This is a genomic window from Ruegeria sp. HKCCSA071, assembly GCF_017872555.1.
In the GTDB taxonomy this organism is placed as follows: Bacteria; Pseudomonadota; Alphaproteobacteria; order Rhodobacterales; family Rhodobacteraceae; genus Ruegeria.
In genome coordinates this window covers 1-21,434 of record NZ_JAEDOX010000014.1, presented here as the reverse complement: position 1 = coordinate 21,434, position 21,434 = coordinate 1, and the positions used below count along the sequence as shown (strand labels likewise).

The 21,434-nt window shown below is 60.9% G+C and carries 17 protein-coding genes and 2 pseudogenes; 12 read left to right on the top strand and 7 right to left on the bottom strand.

Features of this window, described 5'->3' with window-relative positions; genetic code table 11:
• Nucleotides 1-44: 44 nt before the first annotated feature.
• From I9188_RS20335 to I9188_RS17800, 3 genes and pseudogenes are all read left to right on the top strand, one after another.
• A pseudogene (locus tag I9188_RS20335) lies at nucleotides 45-176 on the top strand (ABC transporter ATP-binding protein); the annotation flags it as partial.
• A gap of 150 nt (nucleotides 177-326) precedes the next feature.
• Nucleotides 327-1,286, top strand: coding sequence for an oligopeptide/dipeptide ABC transporter ATP-binding protein (locus I9188_RS20330; protein ID WP_245223751.1), 960 nt, complete (start codon nucleotides 327-329; stop codon nucleotides 1,284-1,286).
• 125 nt (nucleotides 1,287-1,411) lie between these two features.
• Entirely contained in the window at nucleotides 1,412-2,176 is a 765-nt protein-coding gene (locus I9188_RS17800) for an SDR family NAD(P)-dependent oxidoreductase (RefSeq protein WP_209507320.1), read from the top strand.
• Here I9188_RS17800 and gcvA read toward each other — a convergent pair.
• Nucleotides 2,164-3,093 carry a transcriptional regulator GcvA gene (gene gcvA / locus I9188_RS17795; RefSeq protein WP_209507319.1) on the bottom strand — a complete coding sequence of 310 codons (930 nt, stop codon included), beginning with the start codon at nucleotides 3,091-3,093 and terminating at the stop codon, nucleotides 2,164-2,166. The two genes, I9188_RS17800 and gcvA, sit on opposite strands and share 13 nt — an antisense overlap.
• 108 nt (nucleotides 3,094-3,201) lie before the next feature.
• On the opposite strand from gcvA, the gene I9188_RS17790 reads away from it, so the two are divergent.
• A complete protein-coding gene (locus I9188_RS17790; RefSeq protein WP_209599701.1) occupies nucleotides 3,202-4,401 on the top strand; it encodes a serine hydrolase domain-containing protein in 1,200 nt (399 codons plus the stop codon).
• Between the two features lie 4 nt (nucleotides 4,402-4,405).
• Here the strand turns inward: I9188_RS17790 and I9188_RS17785 are convergent, their stop codons facing one another.
• Genes I9188_RS17785 through I9188_RS17775 form a run of 3 tightly spaced genes read right to left on the bottom strand, consistent with a single transcriptional unit; the run spans nucleotide 4,406 to nucleotide 8,009 of the window.
• Nucleotides 4,406-6,193, bottom strand: a complete 1,788-nt coding sequence (locus tag I9188_RS17785) for an ABC transporter ATP-binding protein (RefSeq protein WP_209507317.1) — start codon at nucleotides 6,191-6,193, stop codon at nucleotides 4,406-4,408.
• On the bottom strand, nucleotides 6,190-7,065 hold the full coding sequence (locus I9188_RS17780) for an ABC transporter permease (RefSeq protein WP_209507316.1): 876 nt from the start codon (nucleotides 7,063-7,065) through the stop codon (nucleotides 6,190-6,192). The genes I9188_RS17785 and I9188_RS17780 overlap by 4 nt, the downstream gene beginning before the upstream one ends.
• Nucleotides 7,062-8,009 carry an ABC transporter permease gene (locus I9188_RS17775; RefSeq protein WP_209507315.1) on the bottom strand — a complete coding sequence of 316 codons (948 nt, stop codon included), beginning with the start codon at nucleotides 8,007-8,009 and terminating at the stop codon, nucleotides 7,062-7,064. The genes I9188_RS17780 and I9188_RS17775 overlap by 4 nt, the downstream gene beginning before the upstream one ends.
• A 193-nt stretch (nucleotides 8,010-8,202) precedes the next feature.
• On the opposite strand from I9188_RS17775, the gene I9188_RS17770 reads away from it, so the two are divergent.
• The 8 genes and pseudogenes from I9188_RS17770 to I9188_RS20475 form a co-directional block, all read left to right on the top strand.
• The gene (locus I9188_RS17770) at nucleotides 8,203-9,801 is read left to right on the top strand and encodes a fatty acid--CoA ligase (RefSeq protein ID WP_209507314.1); all 1,599 of its coding nucleotides are present in this window, start codon (nucleotides 8,203-8,205) and stop codon (nucleotides 9,799-9,801) included.
• A gap of 15 nt (nucleotides 9,802-9,816) precedes the next feature.
• Entirely contained in the window at nucleotides 9,817-11,001 is a 1,185-nt protein-coding gene (locus I9188_RS17765; RefSeq protein WP_209507313.1) for an acetyl-CoA C-acyltransferase, read from the top strand.
• Entirely contained in the window at nucleotides 11,001-11,849 is an 849-nt protein-coding gene (locus tag I9188_RS17760) for an alkaline phosphatase family protein (protein ID WP_209507312.1), read from the top strand. Before I9188_RS17765 ends, I9188_RS17760 begins: the two co-directional genes overlap by 1 nt.
• A 125-nt stretch (nucleotides 11,850-11,974) precedes the next feature.
• Nucleotides 11,975-13,552, top strand: a complete 1,578-nt coding sequence (locus I9188_RS17755) for an ABC transporter substrate-binding protein (protein WP_209507311.1) — start codon at nucleotides 11,975-11,977, stop codon at nucleotides 13,550-13,552.
• 105 nt (nucleotides 13,553-13,657) lie between these two features.
• Nucleotides 13,658-14,761, top strand: a complete 1,104-nt coding sequence (locus I9188_RS17750) for a glycine cleavage T C-terminal barrel domain-containing protein (protein WP_209507310.1) — start codon at nucleotides 13,658-13,660, stop codon at nucleotides 14,759-14,761.
• 7 nt (nucleotides 14,762-14,768) lie between these two features.
• Nucleotides 14,769-16,130, top strand: coding sequence for an FAD-dependent oxidoreductase (locus I9188_RS17745; RefSeq protein ID WP_209507309.1), 1,362 nt, complete (start codon nucleotides 14,769-14,771; stop codon nucleotides 16,128-16,130).
• 2 nt (nucleotides 16,131-16,132) lie between these two features.
• Nucleotides 16,133-17,452 (top strand): FAD-dependent oxidoreductase, encoded by a 1,320-nt coding sequence (locus I9188_RS17740; RefSeq protein ID WP_209507308.1) that lies wholly within the window; start codon nucleotides 16,133-16,135, stop codon nucleotides 17,450-17,452.
• Nucleotides 17,449-17,844 (top strand): annotated as a pseudogene (locus I9188_RS20475) (DUF2182 domain-containing protein); the annotation flags it as partial. The gene I9188_RS17740 and the pseudogene I9188_RS20475, both read left to right, overlap by 4 nt.
• Here I9188_RS20475 and I9188_RS17735 read toward each other — a convergent pair.
• The 3 genes from I9188_RS17735 to I9188_RS17725 form a co-directional block, all read right to left on the bottom strand.
• Nucleotides 17,775-18,035 (bottom strand): 2'-5' RNA ligase family protein, encoded by a 261-nt coding sequence (locus tag I9188_RS17735; RefSeq protein WP_209507307.1) that lies wholly within the window; start codon nucleotides 18,033-18,035, stop codon nucleotides 17,775-17,777. The pseudogene I9188_RS20475 and the gene I9188_RS17735 sit on opposite strands and share 70 nt — an antisense overlap.
• A gap of 323 nt (nucleotides 18,036-18,358) precedes the next feature.
• A complete protein-coding gene (locus tag I9188_RS17730) occupies nucleotides 18,359-20,119 on the bottom strand; it encodes an adenylate/guanylate cyclase domain-containing protein (protein ID WP_209599700.1) in 1,761 nt (586 codons plus the stop codon).
• A 47-nt stretch (nucleotides 20,120-20,166) separates the two neighbouring features.
• The gene (locus tag I9188_RS17725; protein ID WP_280922441.1) at nucleotides 20,167-21,381 is read right to left on the bottom strand and encodes an NAD(P)-binding domain-containing protein; all 1,215 of its coding nucleotides are present in this window, start codon (nucleotides 21,379-21,381) and stop codon (nucleotides 20,167-20,169) included.
• Nucleotides 21,382-21,434: the final 53 nt, after the last annotated feature.

The following is a 21,434-nucleotide window of genomic DNA, read 5'->3' as shown; positions in this document are numbered from 1 at the left end:
GCCCGCAGGTACTGCGCGATCCGGATCATCCCTATGCGCGCGGGTTGCTGGCCTCCATTCCAAAACTCTCAGACAAGTGCCTGCCGCGGGCGCTTGACGGGCGCCCGCCAGCGCCGGGGCAGGCGGGAAGCGGCTGCGCCTTTGCCACACGCTGCGCCATCGCTGCGGACCGATGCAAGGCGGCGCGTCCAGATCTGCGGGAGACCTCTAGCGGGTCGCGCACGCGCTGTCACCTTCCCGAACAGGTCCGCTCTATCCCCCTGACCGGTGAACGCGAGGCTGGCGAGCGGTCGTTGCCGGACGCGCTTTCGCTCGACCTGCAAGACATGGCCATTTCTTATGCTGTGCCTGGCCTGCTTGACCGTCTGCTGCGGCGCGAAACACAAGCCGTTGCAACCGTGGACGGGATTAACATTGCGCTGCGCCACGGAGAAACCCTAGGACTGGTCGGAGAGAGCGGTTCCGGCAAATCGACCATCCTGAAGTCGATCGCGGGGTTGCTTCCGCCCCTGTCCGGACGCGCCATGCTGAATGGGCAGGACGATCTTCAACCCCGGGTCGAGGACCGCGTTGGCCAGCATCTTCGCCAGGTTCAGCTGATTTTTCAGAACCCCGACGAAAGCCTGAACCCGCGTCAGACGATCGCGCAAATCCTGGCTCAGCCGCTAAAGCTTTATTTTGGCCTGAGCGGGCAGGACCTGCTGGATAGGTCTGCCGCATTGCTGGAACAGGTGCGCCTCGGCGCGCATTATCTGGATCGATTGCCAAGCCAGCTGTCAGGCGGTGAGAAACAGCGCGTCGCCGTGGCGCGTGCATTCGCCGCACAGCCCGAACTGGTTCTTTGCGACGAGATCACATCGGCGCTCGACGTATCAGTACAGGCGGCAGTTCTGGAACTGCTTGACGACCTGAGGCGTGACAACGGCACCAGCTACATTTTCGTCAGCCACGACCTAGCGGTGGTCAAAGCCCTGTCCGACAGGGTCGCCGTTCTCTATCAGGGTCGCCTGTGCGAACTTGGCTCGACCAGCGATGTCTACAGTTCTGTCTCGCATCCCTATACCGAGGTCCTGCTGGGAGCGGTGCTGGAACCCGACCCGGACTTTGCCCCCACCCTTTCGGCTGGCGATGTGGTCGAGCTCAGCCCGCCGACACAGGGATGTCCTTTCCAGCGGCGGTGTCCGAAGCGACTTGGCCCCATTTGCGAAGAGGCTGTCCCGCCACGCAGGACATTTTCCGAAGGTCATTCAATCTGGTGCCACCGCGAGGACCTTTCTGAAACCTGATCAGTCTCTTTGGCATCTGTCGGATCTTGTCTCAGTGCTTCTGGTTGGCCAAAGGGTAAATACTCTTCGCGTGAACATCGGAAGAAACCGGGCTATTTCATCACGAAGAACAGGAGTGATGTGCGATGCAGGTTGACGGTCTTTCCGCGCTGGTTACTGGCGGGGCTTCAGGGTTGGGGCTGGCCGCCGCCGAGGCTTTGAAAAAGGCAGGTGCCAAGGTCGCCATTCTGGACCTGAACGAAGAGAAGGTGTCGCTGATGGCTGATGCGATCGGCGCCGTGGGTGTCGCTTGTGACGTTACCGACCCGGGCGCGGTGTCAGAAGCATTGGCAAAAGCCGAAGGGCACAACGGACCGATCCGCATCAATGTGAACTGCGCTGGTATCCCTGGTGGCATGCGTCTTGTTGGGCGCGACGGTCCGGTGGACATGGCCGCCTTTGCGCGGGTCATCGACGTCAACCTCATGGGAACCGTCAGCGTCATGACAAAGTGTGCGGCCCGAATGATGGCGCTGGAGCCACTGAACGAGGATGGTGAGCGCGGGATAATCATCAACACGGGGTCGATCACCGCCGTTGAAGGGCAAATCGGGCAGGGCGCCTATGTGGCTTCCAAGGGGGCAATCGCCAGCCTCACCCTGCAGGCCGCAAGGGAATTCATGCCGCGGGGTGTCCGGGTCATGACGATCGCGCCGGGTCTGTTCAAAACGCCCATTGCCGATCACATTCCGCAAGAGGTCATCGACGGGATGCTGGATGGCCGAATGTTTCCGAACCGGTTCGGTGAACCCGCCGAATTCGGCAGACTGGCCGTCGACATCATCCGCAATCCGATGCTGAACGGCGAGATCATTCGCCTTGACGCCGGCGTTCGGCTTCAGGCGCGGTAAGCCTCACGGATTCGCCTGTTTTCCGGGTCGTTTGCAGCCGTTTCGATCAACCATTCCCGGAATTTCTCGGCATCTGGATGGTCGCGACCTGCTTCTGGCGAGATGAGATGGAAGGCCTCCTGCAAAGGCGCTTCGATACTGAATGGCTCGACGAGTCGACCTCGCTCTATCTCGATGCCGAGCATCGAGGAACGGGCCAATGCCACCCCGCCACCGCGTGATGCGAACTCGAATGCCAACAGTGACGTATCGAATTGCAGCCCCTGACCCGAATTGATGCCACTTGCCTTTGCGTATCTGAGCCAATCGGCCCAGCCTTCCTCATAGCCAAGCACATGCAAGAGACGGTGGTGGGCAAGGTCCGCCAGCTTCCTGATCGCATGTTCGCCTTCCAGAAGTGATGGTGCGCAAACGGGTTTGATCACTTCCCAAGTCAGTCGATCAGCCTTGTAACCCGGCCAGCGTCCCGTGCCGTACTGGATGTCGAGGTCAAATCGCTCGTTGTCGAACTGGTCGCCCCAGACACTGGAGACCAGACGGACCTCGGTATCTGGGTGGCGATCAAAGAAACCCTGCAGTCGAGGCGCAATCCAGTTGACGGAATAGCCGACCGGTGCGCGTACCGTCAGCACCTCCGAGCGCCTGAGCCCGAAGACCTCTTCGGTGCCCGCGGCCAGGCGTTCGAAACCGTCGCGGACCTTGGGCAAATAGGCCGCGCCGACTTTGGTCAGAACAAGACTGCGAGGTTTGCGCTCGAACAGCGGTTCGCGCAGGTAGTACTCCAGAAGCTTCACCTGCTTGCTGATCGCGGCCTGGGTGAGATTCAGTTCCTGGGCGGCATTGGTAAAACTCAGATGCCGCGCCGACGCCTCAAAAGCGCGTAGCCAGGTCAGATGTGGAAGGCGTCGGGTGCTCATGGCCAACTCATGCATAAATTTTGTTTGGTTATAGGGTGATTATAGGTCGCTTGAAAGCCTTGATCGAACAGGCGCAGGATGGAGCCGGAATCCACTGGAGGTGCCGCCTTGCCCATCGACCAAATCTCGGGTTTTGACCCGCAGCGCCTGCGACGCATCTCGCAGTGGATGGAGGCCCATGTCCGCGAGGTGCGGCTGAGCGGTCTGGCGGTACAGATCGCAAGACGGGGGGAAGTCGCGTTTTCCGAACACGCGGGGTATGCCGACACGGCTACGCGCCAGCCCGTCACACCCGATACGATCTGGCGGATCTATTCGATGACCAAACCGGTCACCTCGCTCGCACTGCTGATGCTGTATGAGGAAGGGGCATTCCAGTTGGATCAGCCCATTGCCGATTTCCTGCCGGCCTTCGGTGCGCCCCGGGTATGGAAGGGGCCGGGCCATGCTCTGGGCGCGACCGAGCCGGCGCGACGCCAGGTGACCATTCATGACCTGCTGACCCATCAGGCCGGTATCGTCTATGGAGACCCGCAGGGCAACGCTCTGGAACAGGCCCTGTCGGCAGCCGGGCTCGATTTCGACCGCGGTTTTGTCACCATGACGGAAGCCGTCGATGCGCTGGCCGGGTTTCCACTAGCGTTTCATCCGGGCGAGCGCTGGTTCTATGGCCTGTCAACCGATGTTCTGGGCCATCTGATCGAGGTGATCAGCGGGCAAACGCTTGGCGCCTTCCTGAAGGCCCGGATCTTTGACCCTCTTGGCATGGCGGATACCGGGTTTTCTGTTCCCGACCACAAGTCTAGCCGATTGGCCACGCTCTATGACCACAGCTCTGCGGGCTTTGCTCCATCGGCGAACCAGGACCGTTGCGTTGCGCCGGTGACGCTGGAAAGCGGCGGGGGCGGGTTGGTCTCGACGATGGCGGATTACCAGCGTTTCGCGACGATGCTGTTGCGACGTGGTGCCTTTGACGGGGGGGCGCTGCTCGGACGCAAGACCTTCGATCTGATGGTGTCGAACCACATGGGCGGCGATCTGGCCAGCCGTGGGCAGGCGCATTTCAGCGAAACCACATTCGAGGGGATAGGGTTCGGCCTTGGGGTTTCGGTGATGCTGGACCCGGCGCGCGCAAAGATTGTCGGCTCACCCGGGGAGTTCGCCTGGGGCGGCATGGCCTCGACGGCCTTCTGGGTGGACCCGGTCGAGGAATTGACCGTGATCCTGATGACCCAGCTCGTTCCCTCGAGCGCCTATACGCTGCGTCGTCTGCTACGTGTCCTGAGCTACCAGGCGCTTGTCGGCTGACCGTTCAAGTGCTTGGAAGTGCGTCAGTGTCTAGGTGGCAAGCGACTGACAACTCTCCGGGAAGGTCGCGCAACGGCGGCGTGACCCTGTCGCATGTCCCGGCAATCACATGGGTGCAGCGATTGGCGAAGGGGCAGCCCTTGGCGCCAATGATCACGCTTCCGGCGCTCGCGGCCTTAGCCTCCCCGGTATCGGCCACCCCTTCCAGCCAGCCTTGCCGCATCTCGGGTACCGAGGACAGAAGCAGTTTGGTATAGGGGTGAAAAGGCGGGCTGAAGACGGCCTTTGACGGTCCCTTCTCGACCACCCGTCCGGCGTAGAGCACCACCACCTCATCCGCGAAAGAGGCGACGGTCGAAAGGTCATGGCTGATGAACATATAGGCCACGCCCAACTTGTCCTTGAGCGACTTCAGAAGCTCGATCACCCCTGCCGCGACCACGGTATCCAGCGCCGAGGTGACCTCGTCACACAGGATCACCTTGGGGTCGGCAGCCAATGCACGGGCGAGGTTGATGCGTTGCTTCTGCCCACCTGACAATTCGCCCGGGAAGCGCGAGGCAAAGCTGCGCGGAAGGTCGACCAATTCCAAAAGCTCGCCAACCTTGTCTAAACGCGCGCGACCCTTGAGGCCCTGATAGAACTCCAGCGGGCGGCCCAGGATATCACCGATCCGCTGGCGCGGGTTCAACGCGGTATCGGCCATCTGGAACACGATCTGGCAATCTTTGAGCGTATCGCGGGGGCGATCCTTCACTCCAGGGGCGGCGACCTTCCCATCGAGCTTGATTTCTCCCTCTCGCAACGGCGTCAGGCCGGCGACGACGCGCGCCAGTGTGCTTTTCCCGCAGCCGCTTTCACCAATCACCCCCACGACCGATGCTGCAGGGACATCAACTGAAACATCCGAAAGGATGGTTAGCGCCCCGTAACCCGCCGTGATGTTTCGTGCGGAGATGACCGGCGCTTGCGCCGCGCTGCCGTCAACATGGTCGACCAGATGCGGTGCGGGCCGGACGGCGTCCATCAGCGAGCGGGTATATTCGTGCTTCGGATCATTCAGGATCTGGGCGGTTGGGCCTTCCTCGACCATTTCGCCATTCTTGAGAACAAGAATGCGGTCCGCCACCTGCGCCACGACCGCCAGGTCGTGGGTAACATAAATGGCCGCCGTCCCCTGATCGCGGATGATGTCCTTGAAGGCTTTCAGCACCTCGATCTGCGTCGTCACATCCAGCGCCGTTGTCGGCTCATCAAGGATCAGTAGATCCGGTCCGCAGGACATGGCCATCGCCGCCATAAGTCGTTGCAGCTGCCCGCCCGAAACCTGGTGCGGGAACTTGTCGCCGACGGTGTCAGGGTTCGGTAGGTCCAGCTTGCGGTAAAGATCGACGGCTGTGGCGGTCAGCGTCGCGGCATCGCCGGCGCCATGCCAGAGCGGTGCCTCGATCACCTGCTTGCCGATCCGAAGCGCGGGGTTGAAGCTGGCTGCCGCCGATTGCGCAACGTAGGACACTTCGTCACCGCGCAGAGCATGGCGCTCATGCGGTGACAGTTTCATGATGTCGCGCCCGTTCAGCCAGATTTCTCCTCCCGCGATGCGGCAGCCGGGCCGGGCAAACCCCATCGACGCCAGCGAGATCGTGGATTTACCTGACCCGCTTTCACCGATCAGGGCCAGCACTTCACCCTTGGCAACGTTCAGCGACACGCCCTTGACGATCGGCACATAGCTGCCCCCGGGCGGACGACCCTCGACGCGCAGGTTCTTGATGGTCAGGATATCGTTCATTGGTCGATCTTCTCCAGAACGGTTTCACCTTGCTGACGCTGCTGGAACCAGTCGACAAGCAGGTTCATTGATACGGTCAGCGAGGCGATGCAGGCGGCCGGGATCAGTGCAGCGGAGGATCCCAGGAACAGCCCGCCGACGTTTTCCTGCACCATTAGGCCCCAGTCGGCAGCCGGTTCCTGAACGCCGAGCCCCAGAAAGGACAGGCCCGACAGGAACAGGATGGAAAAGGTGAAGCGCAGTCCGAACTCGGCGATCAGCGGGGCCATGGAGTTTGGCAGGATCTCGCGCGTCAGGATCCACCAGGTGCCTTCGCCGCGGGCGCGGGCGGCCTCGACAAAATCCATCACACCGATGTCATAGCCAAGCGCGCGCGACACCCGGAAGACGCTGGTAGACAGCACCAATCCGACCGTGAGCACCAGAACCGTGATCGAGGTCCCGAATGCGCCGATCACCACGAGGGCCAGCAGGGTCGAGGGGAAGGCCATGAAGGCTTCGACGATTCGGCTGACGACGATGTCGAACCAGCCCTTGAGGTTCGCGGCGGCAAAACCCAGCGTCACGCCGAAGGCAAAGGAAATCACCGTGGTAATCAGCGCAAGCAGAAGCGTCGTGCGCACCCCGTAGATCAGGCGCGAGAAGACGTCACGCCCCAGTTTGTCCGTTCCCAACAGTCCGCCTTCGCCAACTGGTGCAAAGGTCGTGCCCGAGATGATCTCGGCCTCGCCATGCGGCGCGATCCATGGTCCGAACAGGGCAAGGACCAGCCAGAACAGCAGGACCGAGCCCGCGATGGTGGCGGTCCAGGTCAGGCGCAGGCCCGCAAAGACCGAAGCGCGCGGCTTGGCAATTTCGGTTGCGTCGCTCATTTGGGGTACCTCAGGCGCGGATTGGCCATGATGGACAGGACATCGGCCAGCAGGTTCAGAAGGATATAGACGGCGCCAAAGATCATGGCGCAGGCCTGGATCAGCGGGATGTCCCGCAGCGTGACGCCATCGACCAGCAGGCGAGTCAGACCCGGGACGCCGAACACGGTTTCGACGATGATCACGCCGGACACCATATAGCTGAGGTTCAGCGCGATCACGGTCAGGATCGGGGACAGCGCATTGGGCAGCGCATGGCGGATGACCAGACGGCGCTTTGGCAGACCCTTGAGCGCGGCCATCTCGAGATATGGCGAGGTGAAAATGTTGATCACCGATGACCGGGTCATCCGCATCATATGCGCAAGAACCGCAAAGCTGAGCGTCGCGACCGGCAGGGCAAGTGCGCGGAAATTCTGCCAGAAATCGAAATAGGGTCGGGTATTGGCAGAGGCCGACAACCATTTCAACTCGACAGCAAAGACCTTCATCAGGATAAGGCCGATAAAGAACTCGGGCACCGCGATCAGCGCGAGTGTAGTCATGGCCAGCGTCTTGTCGACCTTGCCTCCGGCCCGCATCGCCGACCAGAGGCCAAGCGCAAGCGACAGCGGAACCGAGATCGCCGCCGCCAGCAGCGCCAGTCGCAGTGTGTTCCACATCCGGCTTTCTATCATGTCGGCCACGGGACGCTTGGTTGCCAGAGAGGTGCCCAGGTCACCCTGCACCATCCCACCCAGCCAGTCGAAGTAGCGAACGATGGCCGGGCGGTTCAGGCCCATCTCCTCACGCAGAGTGGCCAGCGCCTCGTCCGTGCGGCTTTGTCCCAGAATCGCCTCGGCCACATCGCCGGGAAGGATCTCGGTCGCGCCGAAAATGATGATGGATGCCAGCAGCAAGGTCAGCAAACCCTGCCCCAGGCGCGTCAATATGATGCGATACACCTCGTTCCTCCCTCAAGGCTGCTCGCAGTTTCAGGGCAAGCGTTGTTTTCGACAAACAACCATAGAAGACATGATGGGTGTGTTTTCGTTATGGGTCGGGCATGGGTTGCCTTGGATCAGGGCAAAGCCCGGTTTTTTGTTGTTTGTCCGATGCCGACTTGAGGCGGCACAAGTTTTGAAACCGGAGAAGCCCATGACCGCCTATGCCTACCCCCTGTTGATCAAGCAGATCCTGACCGCGCCCCTTTCTCATGCGCCCGGGCAGGAAATCGTTCATGCCGATACTATGCGCTACGACTACCGCATATTCGCAGAGCGGGTCGGACGTGCGGCCGGGGCCTTGCGCGCCCTTGGCGCTTGCGAAGGCAGCGTTGTCGCGGTGTTGGACTGGGACAGCCACCGCTATCTGGAATGCTTTTTTTCCGTGCCAATGATCGGGGCCACCCTGCACACGGTGAACATCCGCCTGTCGCCGGATCAGATTCTCTACACGATCAACCATGCCGAGGATGACCTGATCCTTTGCCATGTCGATTTCCTCCCGATGCTCATGGGGATCGCCGACCGGATCGAGCGGCCCTGGCGCCTGGTGGTGATGAGTGATGACGGCCAGACGCCCCCGGATGTGAAAGCCGAGGGCGAGTATGAGGCCCTTCTGGACGCCGCCACGCCGGTCAGCGATTTTCCAGACTTCGACGAAAATATCCGCGCGACGCTGTTTTATACCACCGGCACGACGGGCGACCCCAAAGGGGTCAGCTATTCGCAGCGCCAGCTTGTGCTGCACACGCTCGCCGTGGCGGCGTGCCTGGGTCCGATCCCCGGCGGCGGGCTGAACCGTGGCGATGTCTACATGCCGATCACGCCGCTTTTCCATGTTCACGGCTGGGGTATTCCCTACGTCGCGACGCTGATGGGGCTGAAGCAGGTCTATCCGGGCCGTTACGATCCCGCGCGCCTGCTGGCGCTGATTGCCGAGCATGGCGTGACCTTCTCGCATTGCGTGCCGACGATCCTTGCGATGTTGTTGAATGCACCGGAGGCGGCAACGACGGACCTGAGCCGCTGGAAGGTTATCATCGGCGGCTCGGCACTGCCCGAAGGACTGGCGAGCCAGGCACTGGCGCGAGGCGTCGACCTTCACGCGGCTTACGGAATGTCAGAGACCTGTCCCTTCCTGACGGTAGCCGACATGATGGCGACGCGCGACCCAGAGGCGCCGATCGAGGTGCGGACTGCGACCGGCAAACCGGCGCCGATGGTCCAGATCCGGGTTGTGGATCCGGGGATGAACGACGTGCCACGCGACGGCAAGTCCACCGGCGAGATCGTCGCCCGCGCTCCCTGGCTAACGCAGGCCTATCTTAAGAATGAGGAGGGCACGCAGGCGCTTTGGCACGGTGGCTGGCTGCATACCGGCGACGTGGGGCTGTTCGATCAGGGTGGAACCCTGCGGATCACCGACCGATTGAAGGATGTGATCAAGACCGGCGGGGAATGGGTTTCCTCGCTCGAACTGGAAAACCTTGCCAGCAGGGTCGCGGGGGTGGCTGAGGCCGCCGCCATCGGCGTGCCGGACCCCAAATGGGGCGAACGCCCGCTCTTGGTGGTCGCCTGCACCGATGCCCCGGAGGCAATTGCGACAGCACTGCGCACGTCGTTTGCCAGGGCGGTCGCGGACGGGGCGCTATCGAAATGGGCCGTGCCCGACCGGATCGAGGTTGTCGAAGCGCTGCCCAAGACCTCAGTCGGGAAACTGGACAAGAAAGCCCTGAGAACCCGCTATTGCTAGGAAAGAACCTTCGCCATGAAAGACGTCGTCATCGTTTCGACCGCCCGCACACCCATCGGCTCTGCCTTCCGGGGGGCCTTCAACAACATCAAGTCGCCGACGCTGGCCGGGCATGCGATCCGGGCGGCGGTCGCGCGGTCCGGCGTCGATCCTGCCGAGGTTGAGGACGTCGTGATAGGGTCGGTCCTGACTGCCGGCACCGCCGGGCTGAACGTTGCGCGGCTGGCTGCGCTGGCGGGCGGGTTGCCAGCCACGTCGGCCGCTCAGACCATCGACCGGCAATGTGCTTCAGGGCTGATGGCCATTGCGACTGCCGCAAAGCAGATCGCTCTCGATGGCATGGGCGTCGTGGTGGCAGGTGGTCAGGAAAACATCTCGGCGATCCAGGCACGCTATTTCGACTGGGTCATGGCCGAGAAAGACCCCGCCGTGACCCGCGCGGCCGAGCACGCCTACATGCCGATGCTAATGACGGCCGAGAACGTGGCGCAGTTGCACGGCATCACGCGTGAGGCACAGGACGAATTCGCGGCGCTGTCGCAGGCCCGCACCGCCGCGGCGCAGGCCGCCGGGGCCTTCGATGACGAGATCGTCCCGGTGACCGCCACCAAGCTGATCAAGAACCGCGAAACCGGCGAGATGCACGAGGAAACCATCACCCTGACGCGGGACGAAGGCAACCGCCCGGGCACCACGGAGGATACGCTGGCGGGCCTGAAGCCCGTTGTCGAGGGCGGGCTGGTCACCGCAGGCAATGCCAGTCAGTTGTCGGATGGAGCCTCGGCCTGTGTCCTGATGTCGGCAGAAGCGGCCACAAAGCGCGGGCTGTCGCCGCTTGGGATATACCGAGGGCTGGCCGTCGCCGGTTGCGCCCCCGAGGAAATGGGCATGGGCCCGGTCTATGCCGTGCCGCGGCTGCTTGACCGGGCCGGTCTGACAGTCGAGGACATCGGGTTGTGGGAACTTAACGAGGCCTTCGCCGCGCAAGCCATTCCCTGCCGTGACCAACTAGGGATCGATCCCGACAGGCTGAACGTGAACGGCGGCGCGATTTCCGTGGGCCACCCCTACGGGATGACAGGTGCGCGGCTGGTTGGCCACGCGCTGATCGAGGGCAACCGACGCGGCGTCCGCTACGTTGTTGTCACGATGTGCATCGGCGGCGGAATGGGGGCTGCCGGCTTGTTCGAGGTGAACTGATGACCAAATCCGAAAAGCTTCTTCTCATCATCCTGGACGGCGTGCCCTACCGGAATTTCCGACGCCTGTTCGGCAATCTGGAAGGCTGGGTCGGCTCGGGCGAGGCGCGGATACGGCGGATGCGGTCGGTCCTGCCGTCCACATCCTCGGCCTGCTATGCGTCGATGCACACCGGCCTTCCGCCGCACGTCCATGGCGTCACCGGGAACAAGCGCCGCCAGCGTCTTGAGGCGCCGGATGTGTTCTCGGAACTGGCTGGGGCGGGGCGCAAGACCGGTGCCGTGGCGCTGAGTTGGTGGAGCGAACTATTCCACCGGATGCCGTTCGACCCCGTGCGCGACATCGAACTCGACAGCCCAGAGGGCCCGATCCACCACGGCCGTTTCCACACCATGGCCGATGCGACGGAAGCCAACCAGATGAGCCCGTCCGATGCCGATCTGTTCGCCACATTGACCTATCTTTGCGAGGCCAAGGGGATCGACTACGGACTGCTGCATACGTCGACGCTTGACAGCATGGGACACCGGTTTGGCCATGGGAAACGAGAGATGAGCGACGCCTGCTACTATCTTGACGCAGCACTTGCGCCCTACGTGACCCGTTGGCGCAACCTTGGCTATGACGTTATTATCACGGCAGATCATGGTCAGGATGACCTTGGCCACCACGGCGGTGCTGGAGAGGATCAACAGGACGTCGCCTTCTATTACTTCGGTGACAGTGCCCTGCCGCCAGAAGACACACTGCTGGATCAACTGGCACTTGCGCCATCGATCCTGACGCGAATGGGGGTGACAGTTCCAACAGGCATGACCGCAGAACCATTCCTGGCGCGCGAGCGGTGAGAGTCGGACCCATAACCTCAGTTATGGCAAAGTCATGAAATCGGTTGTTTGTGCACTGCGCTTGTCCCTCGCAATGTCCAAGGAATAGCGGGGCAGCCCGTCATCGGTCATCTGGGAGGAAAGATATGTCCGACATCGACAGCCTGGTACGGCAATACAAGGCCGGCGCGCTCAGCCGCCGGGGATTTTTCAAGCGCGCGGGCGCCTTTGGCCTGCTGGTGCCAGCGGCAAGTGGTATCCTTGCGATGGCCGGGCCAGCCCGCGCCGAGGAACCGAAGCGCGGCGGCTGGCTGCGGATTGCGCAGGGCAACACGGACAACACGCTCGAGCCGGTGCGCATGGTCGATACCGATGACGGCATCTATTCGAACTGCGTCTACCAGCGCCTGACCCGTTTCGCGCCGACGCTGGAGGTCGAAGGCGACGCGGCTGAAGAATGGAGCGTCAACGACGCGGCCACTGAATGGAGCTTCAAGCTGCGTGGCGGTCTGACCTTCCACAACGGCCAGCCGGTCACCGCCGCTGATGTCGTCGAAAGCCTGTCGCGGCACATCGCCGAGGGCTCGGAATCTCCCGCAAAGGCGCTACTCTCGACCGTCACCGCGATCGACGCACCGGACGCCTCGACCGTCAAGATCACCCTGTCCTCGGGCAATGCCGACCTGCCGGTGATCATGTCCGACTACCATCTCGCCATCCATCCGGCCGGCCACAGCGACTTCTCGATGGCCATCGGCTCGGGCCCGTTCAAGGTGATGGAGTTCATCCCCGGTGAACGTGTGGTCCTCGAACGGTTCGAAAACTACTACGAAGAGGGCAAGCCCTATCTCGACGGGATCGACTTCATCCCTGTGCCGGATGCCAACGCGACGCTCAGCACATTGCTGGCCGGTGACGTGGACGCCATTCGCGACGTGCCCGCCTTCGCCGTGGAACAGTTGAGTGGCAACGGCGCCATCACGCTACACAATACGCCCACGGGCGGTTTCACTAATATCGTGATGATGGTCGACCGCGCGCCGACCGACAACGCGGACTTCCGCAAGGGCATCAAGCATGCGCTGGACCGGGAACTCATCCTGAACCAGGTATTCAAGGGTATCGGCACTATCTCGGCCGACACGCCAATCGGGCCCACCTACAAATACTGGTGCGAGGACGTGAAGCCCGCCGAATACGACCTCGACAAGGCGAAATTCTATTTCGACAAGGCAGGCATCAACGCGGTCGATCTCTACACGTCCGAGACCGCGGGCAGCACCGCAAACGACATCGCGCTGACTTTCCAGCAATCCGCGAAGGGCGCGGCCGATATCAACGTCATCAAGACCCCGTCTGATGGCTACTGGTCGAACATCTGGATGCAGAAACCGATGACGATGTCCGGCTGGCAGGCGCGTCCGACCGTCGATGCCTTCCTCACCATCGCTCACATGAAGGGCGGCAGCTGGAACGAAACCATGTGGGGATCGGACATGTTCGACGCCATGATCCTTGCCGCCCGTGCCGAATTGGATGAGGCCAAGCGCGCGCAGATGTACTGCGACATGCTCCACATGATGAACGACGACGGCGGCTTCGTGAACCCTGTGTTCCAGAACCAGCTTGAGGCAACGGCAAAGAACGTTATGGGCTACACGCCGCATTCGGTCGGCGCGATGGGTGGGTTTGGACAGACGCTGCGAAACGTCTGGCTCGCCTAAGCCAACATCCTCCCTGTCAGAGGCATATGCCGACTGACTCCTGGCCGCCGGTCCACCCGGATCGGCGGCCTTTCGTTTCCCTTCCACTCAACAACCGGGGCAAACATGTTCTTGATCTCGCCTTCCACACGTCTGCGTCCTTCTCCCTTCTACGAGGCGACGCTTGCTGACGGCGTCTGTGCCATGACGACGTACAACCACATGCTGATGCCCACCTCTTATGGCCACCCCGAAGAGGAATATTGGCGCATCATCAACGGCGTCTCGATGTGGGACGTGGCGGTTGAACGCCAGGTGCAGTTGAAAGGCCCCGACGCAGGGCGGCTGGCGCAGATCCTTGCGCCCCGTGATCTGTCGAAATGCAAGATCGGGCAAGGCAAGTATGTCCCCCTGTGCAATCACCAAGGCGTCTTGATCAATGACCCCATCCTGCTGAAGCTGGACGAAGACCGCTATTGGCTGTCCATCGCCGACAGCAACATCTGGTTCTGGGCCGAGGCCATCGCGCGCGAGCGCGGTCTGAAAGTCGAGGTGAGCGAACCGGACGTGTCGCCCCTCGCAGTGCAGGGGCCAAAGGCGGAAACCGTCGTCGCCTCGATCTTCGGCGACTGGGTTCGCGACCTGAAATATTTCTGGTTCCGCGAGACAGAGATCGACGGAATCCCCGTGGCGGTGGCCCGGTCCGGCTGGTCCAAGCAGGGCGGGTTCGAAATTTACCTGATGGATGGCACCAAAGGCACTGAGCTCTGGAACATCGTCAAGGAAGCCGGACAGCCCCACGGCATCGGGCCAGGCAACCCCAACTGGTGCGAACGTGTCGAAAGCGGGTTGGTCTCATATGGCGGCGACTCGGACGGGCAGACCAATCCGTTCGAGGTCCGGATGGGCAAGTTTGTAGACCTTGATGTGCCTGACGACACGGTCGGGATCGAGGCGTTACGCCGGATCGCGGCTGAGGGTCCGAAACGGCATCAATTGGGTGTGGTCATGGACAACTCGGAACCGGTCAAGGCGGAGTTCACGTGGAATGACATCGACATGGATGGCACGCGCATTGGCGACATGACCACCTGTGTCTGGTCCTACCGCATGAAGAAAAACATCGGGTTCGCGCTTGTGGCGACCTCTGCAAAACCCGGTGACCGGGTCGTCGTAAGGCGCGCGGCCGGATCCGTCGAAGGAACTCTGTGTGAATTGCCATTCCTCTGAGGGCAACATGACTGTCATCACGGAACCCGCCCGGCAGACGCCGGTCATCCACAATACGGACGTGCTTGTGGTCGGATCCGGCCCCGGGGGGCTTGCCGCAGCCTTGGCAGCTGCCCGGGCCGGGGTCGAGGTCTGTCTGGTCGAACGGTTCGGCTGTTTCGGCGGCAACATCACGGTCGTCGGTGTCGAAGGCTTTGCCTGGTACCGCCACGAAGCGACTGTCGAGGCAGGCGGCATCGGACGCGAATTCGAGGATCGTGCTCGTGACATGGGCGCCGCCGTGCCCGAAAGCCAGTCGCTGAGCTATGAAATCGACAGCGAGGGCTTCAAGCTGGTGGCCGACCGGCTGGTGGAGGAGGCCGGAATCCACGGTATGTTGCACCGCCACTTCGTCGCCCCGGTGATGGACGGCGACCGGATCGCCGGGATCATTGTGGAATCCAAGGCCGGACGCGAGGCGATCCTGGCCGGTGTCGTGATCGACGCCACGGGCGACGCCGACGTGGCCCATCGCGCGGGCGCGCCGACCGCCAAGACCCCGGTCGAGGAGATGCAGGCGGCCAGCGTCATGTTCCACCTTGCCGGTGTGGACAAGGCCGCTTTCATGGCCGAGGTGCGTCGCGATCCGCAGACCTACAAGGACTGGTCCACCGGCGAATGGACGGTCGAAACCGATGGGAAAGAAGTCGAAATGTTCTCTCCCTTCCTCAAGAAACCCTTCGCCAAGGCAATCGAAGAGGGTGTGATACCGCCGCATCTGAACACCATCGCGGGCACTTGGGGCGCTATGCATGACACGGGCGAGCTGACATACATGAACCTCGTCCACCTCGCCGGGATCGACGGCACCGATCCCGACAGTATGACGAAGGGCGAGATCGAAGGCCGCCATCAGGCCGTTCTGGCTATCGAGGCGCTGCGCCGGTTCATGCCAGGCTGCGCCGGCGCGCGACTGCGCAACTTTGGCATGACCATCGGCATTCGCGACACACGCAAGATCCGTGCCGTCTACAACATGACGGAAACCGACGTGCGCCAGCAGGGCCGGTTCGAGGATTCCATCGGCATCTATCCGGAATTCATCGACGGTTATGGCGTGCTGATCATCCCGACCACCGGACGCTACATGCAGATACCGTACCGGGCGATGCTGCCCGGCAAGGTCAAGGGCCTGCTGGTGGCGGGCCGCGCCATCGGCGGCGACCGGATCGCCCATGCCGCGACGCGCAACATGGCCTGCTGCGCGGTCGCCGGGCAGGGCACGGGCGTGGCCGCAGCACTGGCGGTCAAGGCAGGCTGCGATGTGGCGCAGGTGGATATGGCTGGGGTTCAGGCTGAACTGCTCCGCCAGGGCGTGAGGATCGCCTGACCATGGCAGAGCCGATCCGTGAGATCGAAACTGATGTGTTGGTGGTGGGTGGCGGCACCGCCGGTTTCGCGGCGGCGCTTGCCGCGGCCCGAGAGGGGCTGCGCGTCCGCCTGATCGAGGCCGGGCCCAAGATCGGCGGGGTCATGGCCTCCTGCCCCGGCATGCCCTGGGGCGGCGGCTATCCTCTGGGCTACAGCATCGGCGGCATCTTTGCTGAGCTGACGGGCTGGCTGTCAGCAATGACGCCGCCCGCTGCCGAGGTCCGTCCTTGCGCGCTGGAAAACTTCGGCGCCGAGGTTCAATACGACCACGAGACTGCGACACTGGTCATGTTCGACATGCTGGATCAGGCGGGCGTCATCCTGCACCTGAACACGTTCTGCGGCCTACCCGAAATGGCCGGCAAGCGCATCGGCGCGGTATCAGCGCAAGACAGACTGGGGCCGTTGCGCTTTCTCCCGCGCATGGTGATCGATTGTTCCGGCGATGGCGATCTGTCCGCGCGCGCTGGTGTTCCCTACACCTTGGGAGACGACCGGGGCAACATGATGGCGGTCAGCCTGACTTTTCACATGGTCGGCGTCGACACGGAGGCCGTCTTTGCCGAAGGCGACCCCTATTTCCGCCGCTTCGCTGCCCAAGGCATCGCCGAAGGACGGCTGCACCCCGATCTGCACAAGCTCTACCTGATGCGTGGCTTCCACCCCGGTACCGTGTTCTGCAACACCGTGACCATCCGGGGCGTCGACGGCACCGACCCGGCGGTCATCGCTCGCGCCACGCAGGAGGGCCGGCGCCGCTGCCATCAGGTGGCGCGCTTTCTGGTCGAGGATGTGCCTGGCTTCCAGGATGCGCAGATGTGGGGGCTCGGCCCGACCGTTGGCGTGCGCGAAACCCGAAAGCTGCAAGCGCTCTATCGCATCACCGGAGAGGACATCGCCGGGGGAACCAGGTTCGCGGACGGCATCGTCGCCTGCGACAACCCGATCGACGATGTGATGCGCGACAGCGCCGAGATGACCCATGAGGCCGCCGTCGACCAGGGTGCCTACTACACCATCCCGTTCCGCGCGCTGGTCCCCGAAACTATCGAGAATCTGCTGTTCGCCGGTCGCCTCATCTGTGCCGATCCGGTGGCCTTTGCCTCGGTTCGGGGCATGCCGCAATGCATGGCGATGGGGCAGGCGACAGGCGTTGCTGCCGCGATGGCACTGGAGGGCGCTTTGCGGGTCCAGAATGTGAACGGTGAGACTTTGGCCGGCGTGCTGCAGCAGCAAGGGATGGCAGGAATCGCCGGTCGGATACTTGGGGCGGCGGGATGATTTCCAAGCTACAGATCAGTCTCAATCATCCAAAAGCTGGAACCGCAATTGTGTGGATTGCGTTCTTTGTAATCGTTCTGAGCGCATGGGCCGCTTTATTCTTCATGACAATGACGTCGCCCTTGTCCGGGGTGCCGCGCGACCTTTGGCGCGCGTTGTGCGGCGGGGCCATAAACACTGGCCTTGGCGCTCTCTTTGCGATGTGGTTGATCATGGCCGCGGCAATGATGATGCCAACCTTTGTGCCGACATTGCGGGTATTTCTTGAACTTGGACATGCAGGCGCAGCGCGCCCCACGGAGGCGCTGGCCCTTGTCATTGGTTATGGCGCGATTTGGGTTGGGGGTTCGCTCATTGGCGCTATCGCACAACGATTTCTCGCAGGTCTGAAGCTTGGGGCTGAAAGAGCCAGAAGTTCTTCATGCAATGCCTCCAAAATCTCCTCGGGCTGATCATCCAGAAAGACTAGGGTCAGATGCAAGTTGTCCTCCAGTACCGGTCGGCCAACTGTCAGTACGCGCTGCGCACGTGCAAAATCTTCTTTTGCCTCGCCGCTAAGCGATATAGCAACAAATGACCGCATGACCCCTGTAGTTTCTCCTTTGGTTAGTTTGCTTCACCCTATACTTGCTACAAAGCTGCGTCAGGTCTGCCCCTTTTCTGCCGAACCTCTGACCAAGCCAGTTGAGGCTATAGATATCTGCCGTCACATGTCGACTTTTCGCTCACGCAGCGAGCTGCGGGCACCCTTGGGTTTGTTTGAAAGTGTCAGCGGTGCTCATAGAAGCGCCCTTTGTCGCTTTGGAAGCACTCAGCCCCAAGCGGATATCCCACCAATAGTGACAAATTGCTACTCCATGTGCTGCTCGCTTTCGATCACTGGCAGCTGATCTGCAATTGGTGGCGCTAATCAGGAATGCATGCGGCTGCCAGCATCGTGTAAAACGCGTCATAGATCTCCGGCTTTGCAATTGAGATACGAGCGCGCATTTCCCGAAACATTGAAACGCTAAAATCAGGTTCCCGCGACATGTGAATACGCGCAAGTTCTTTGGCTCGCTCCACATTGCCGAGAGCCATCTCTGCGACAAGTTCGTTCAGGCGGAACACCGTCACAGTGTTATGAAATGCACGCATTTTTTGGGCTGTTTCTTTTAGACCGTGCCAATTCTCTTCTGCAATTTGCGATAGGCTGACTCCCATATAGACCCGGTAATTCAGCGGATCATTCGGGTTGAGCCGGAGGGCCTCCCTGGCATGCGCTTGTGCCGTTTTCGCTTCACCCATCAGGCCATGCAGTAAACAACTGGAGCCCCAGGCTGAAACGCAGTTTGGGCTTGTTTTGACCACGTGATCCACCAATGACAAGCCGTACTCGGTGTCTTCTGACAGAAATGCGAGTACGTAGCCGGCATATGCTTGCGCTTCCAGGTCTACGTGCGACGCCTCTAGAACCTCATGTGCAAGCTGCACTGCGAAGTCAAATCGGTCCTTGCTTGGGCGCGTGTCCGGGTTCCAAAGCAAAGTTCTGATCCAGCCTCGAAGGGCGCTGGCTAACGGGTACTCACTTGAGAGCGAGAGAGCTTTTGACAAATGGTCGTCCGCTTCAGCGAAATTGAACCTGTAGATCAAGGCCTGTGCGCGCAGGAAATGATCATATGCTCCCAGAGAGTCCGGGCGTTTGTGCGCAGAACGGTCGATTTCCGCCTGTCTAATACCCGGCGCAATTGAAGCAACGACGGCTTCAGTAATCTGGTCCTGAAGTTCAAAAATATCGTCGAGCTTCCCATCGTATCGATCCGCCCAGACATGCGCCCCGGTTTCCGCATCAATCAGCTGACCAGTAACACGCAACCGATTACCAGCTCCGCGAACAGAACCCTCCAGCACGTAGCGAACACCAAGTTCGCGACCGATGCGACGCACATCAACCGAAAGACCCTTGTAAGAAAAAGAAGAGTTTCGGGCGACTACGAATATCCAAGGCACTCTGGATAAGCTGGTAATAATGTCTTCGGTAATACCTTCTGCGAAATAGTCCTGTTCTGCGTCAGACGAAAGATTTTCAAACGCCAATACGGCCACCGAAGGCTTGTCTGGGCGAGTTTGAATTACCGGAGGTGCAGTAGCGAATGCCGCCTGTACTGAGTAGGCGGTTACAGGGCGCGCAATATTCTTCAGGTATTGCGGACCCAATTCGGTGAACGAAACATCCACTTTACCTATAACGTCTTCGTAGACCCGCCCTGAAACTATGATCCCACCAGGTGGAGCCAAACCTTCCAACCGGGCTGCAATGTTGACGCCGTCACCAAGAACGTCACCGTCGTCATCAAAAACATCACTCGCATGAATTCCCATACGGAATTGCATCTCCGGGCTTTGCCCGCGTGACGCGTTCCGCTCAACCATCTGACGCTGCATCGTTTCCGCACATGCCACCGCATCCACAACCGAAGGAAACTCTGCGAAAAAACCGTCACCGGTCTTTTTGAACAAGCGCCCGCCATTCAAACCGATATGCGGCTCCAGCGCTCGAAAGTGACCCTTGTACGCGTGTAAAGTGCCTTCCTCGTCCGCACTAACAAGCGCGCTATAGCCAACAATATCAGCTGCGAGTATGGCCGCCAGGTGTCGTTCCAAACAAAAATCCTCACGCGTATCCATTTTAAAGAAGTGTCAAAAGGATATTAGGGGCTTCGCGTACAAATCGCTTAGACCACGTCTCGAAAGTCGGAGGCACGATAAGGCACAATCAACTCAGAAATCGGCGCCAGGAAACCGCGTTTGCGAAGTGGGTCCGCACTCATGTCGAGTAAGAGTTCATCGTGATAGTGGCACATGTGAAGTAGAAGTGTGGCGGAACGTGCTGGCCCTTCTGGCATCCAAGATTGTTTCCAGGACTTGAGCGCATCGATATCGCTTTGCATGGCCTCAGCATTCGGTAGGAGCACACGTCCTGCAACGACTTCCGCAAGCCATTTGGCCTGAAGCGCGAAGGTCGTCACACTCATGAAGGAGGACGCCCGACCCACGAATGCAAGGTTTGGCACCGAGGGGTGCAGGACATGGCGGTATAAATAGAACCCATCCGGTCCATCGCCCAAGGAAGTGAGGATCGACTTCGGAAGATATGGGTAGCCGGTCTTCCAGCCCGTGCCGAAGACCACGCAATCGACCTCAAGAGAATCTCCGTCCGCAAGGTCGATCCCGTTGGAAGAGAATGCACTCAAGCCTGTTCGATGTGCGGAAATCTTACCTGATCGGATAAAGTCGATGAGCCCCGGACGTGGAACCATAGTCACTTCCGTAAACGCGTCGAATTCGACAGGCGTCTCAGGCATCAGGGTCTCACCACGCGCGATTTGTGTTCGCAATCGTTGCTGGGTGCTGAGCAGCAGTTCTACGACACGCCAGAACAGCCAGGGCAACGGATATCCTATTGAGTGGATGGCGCGCACGACTGGGCTGGGTCTGACATACGGAGGGATCAGAGCAGCAACAAGGCGTGTCAGCATTCCCCATTTGAAGGGAAGAACGCCCAGCAATTTGCGCGGAACAGGCCAGTGTGCGGTTCGGAATACGAGGTGAACCTTTTCCGCGACACCCACAGCCGAACCCGCTATATCTGTGGCACTTTTTCCGTAGCCGATTACAGCGACACGACGACCTTTGAGTTGCGATATGTCTTTAATTTCGCTCACGTGAACGACTTCTCCTCCAAAATCTTCACGTTTGGGAATGTTCGGGACATTTGGTGTCTCTGAATAGAGCCCGGCTGCAACGACAACGAGATCGGCCTCAATACTTTCAGAACTTTCGGAACCATCGACCTCAAGTGACCAACGGTCACCTTTGCGCTCAATCATGGTGACGCGGGTGCCTAACCGTAGGCACTCTCGTATGGATCTGTTGCAAACTTTGACCATTGACGCTCAAGAACACAGAGAGTGAATAGCTGCCGGTGTAATTCAGCCGAAAG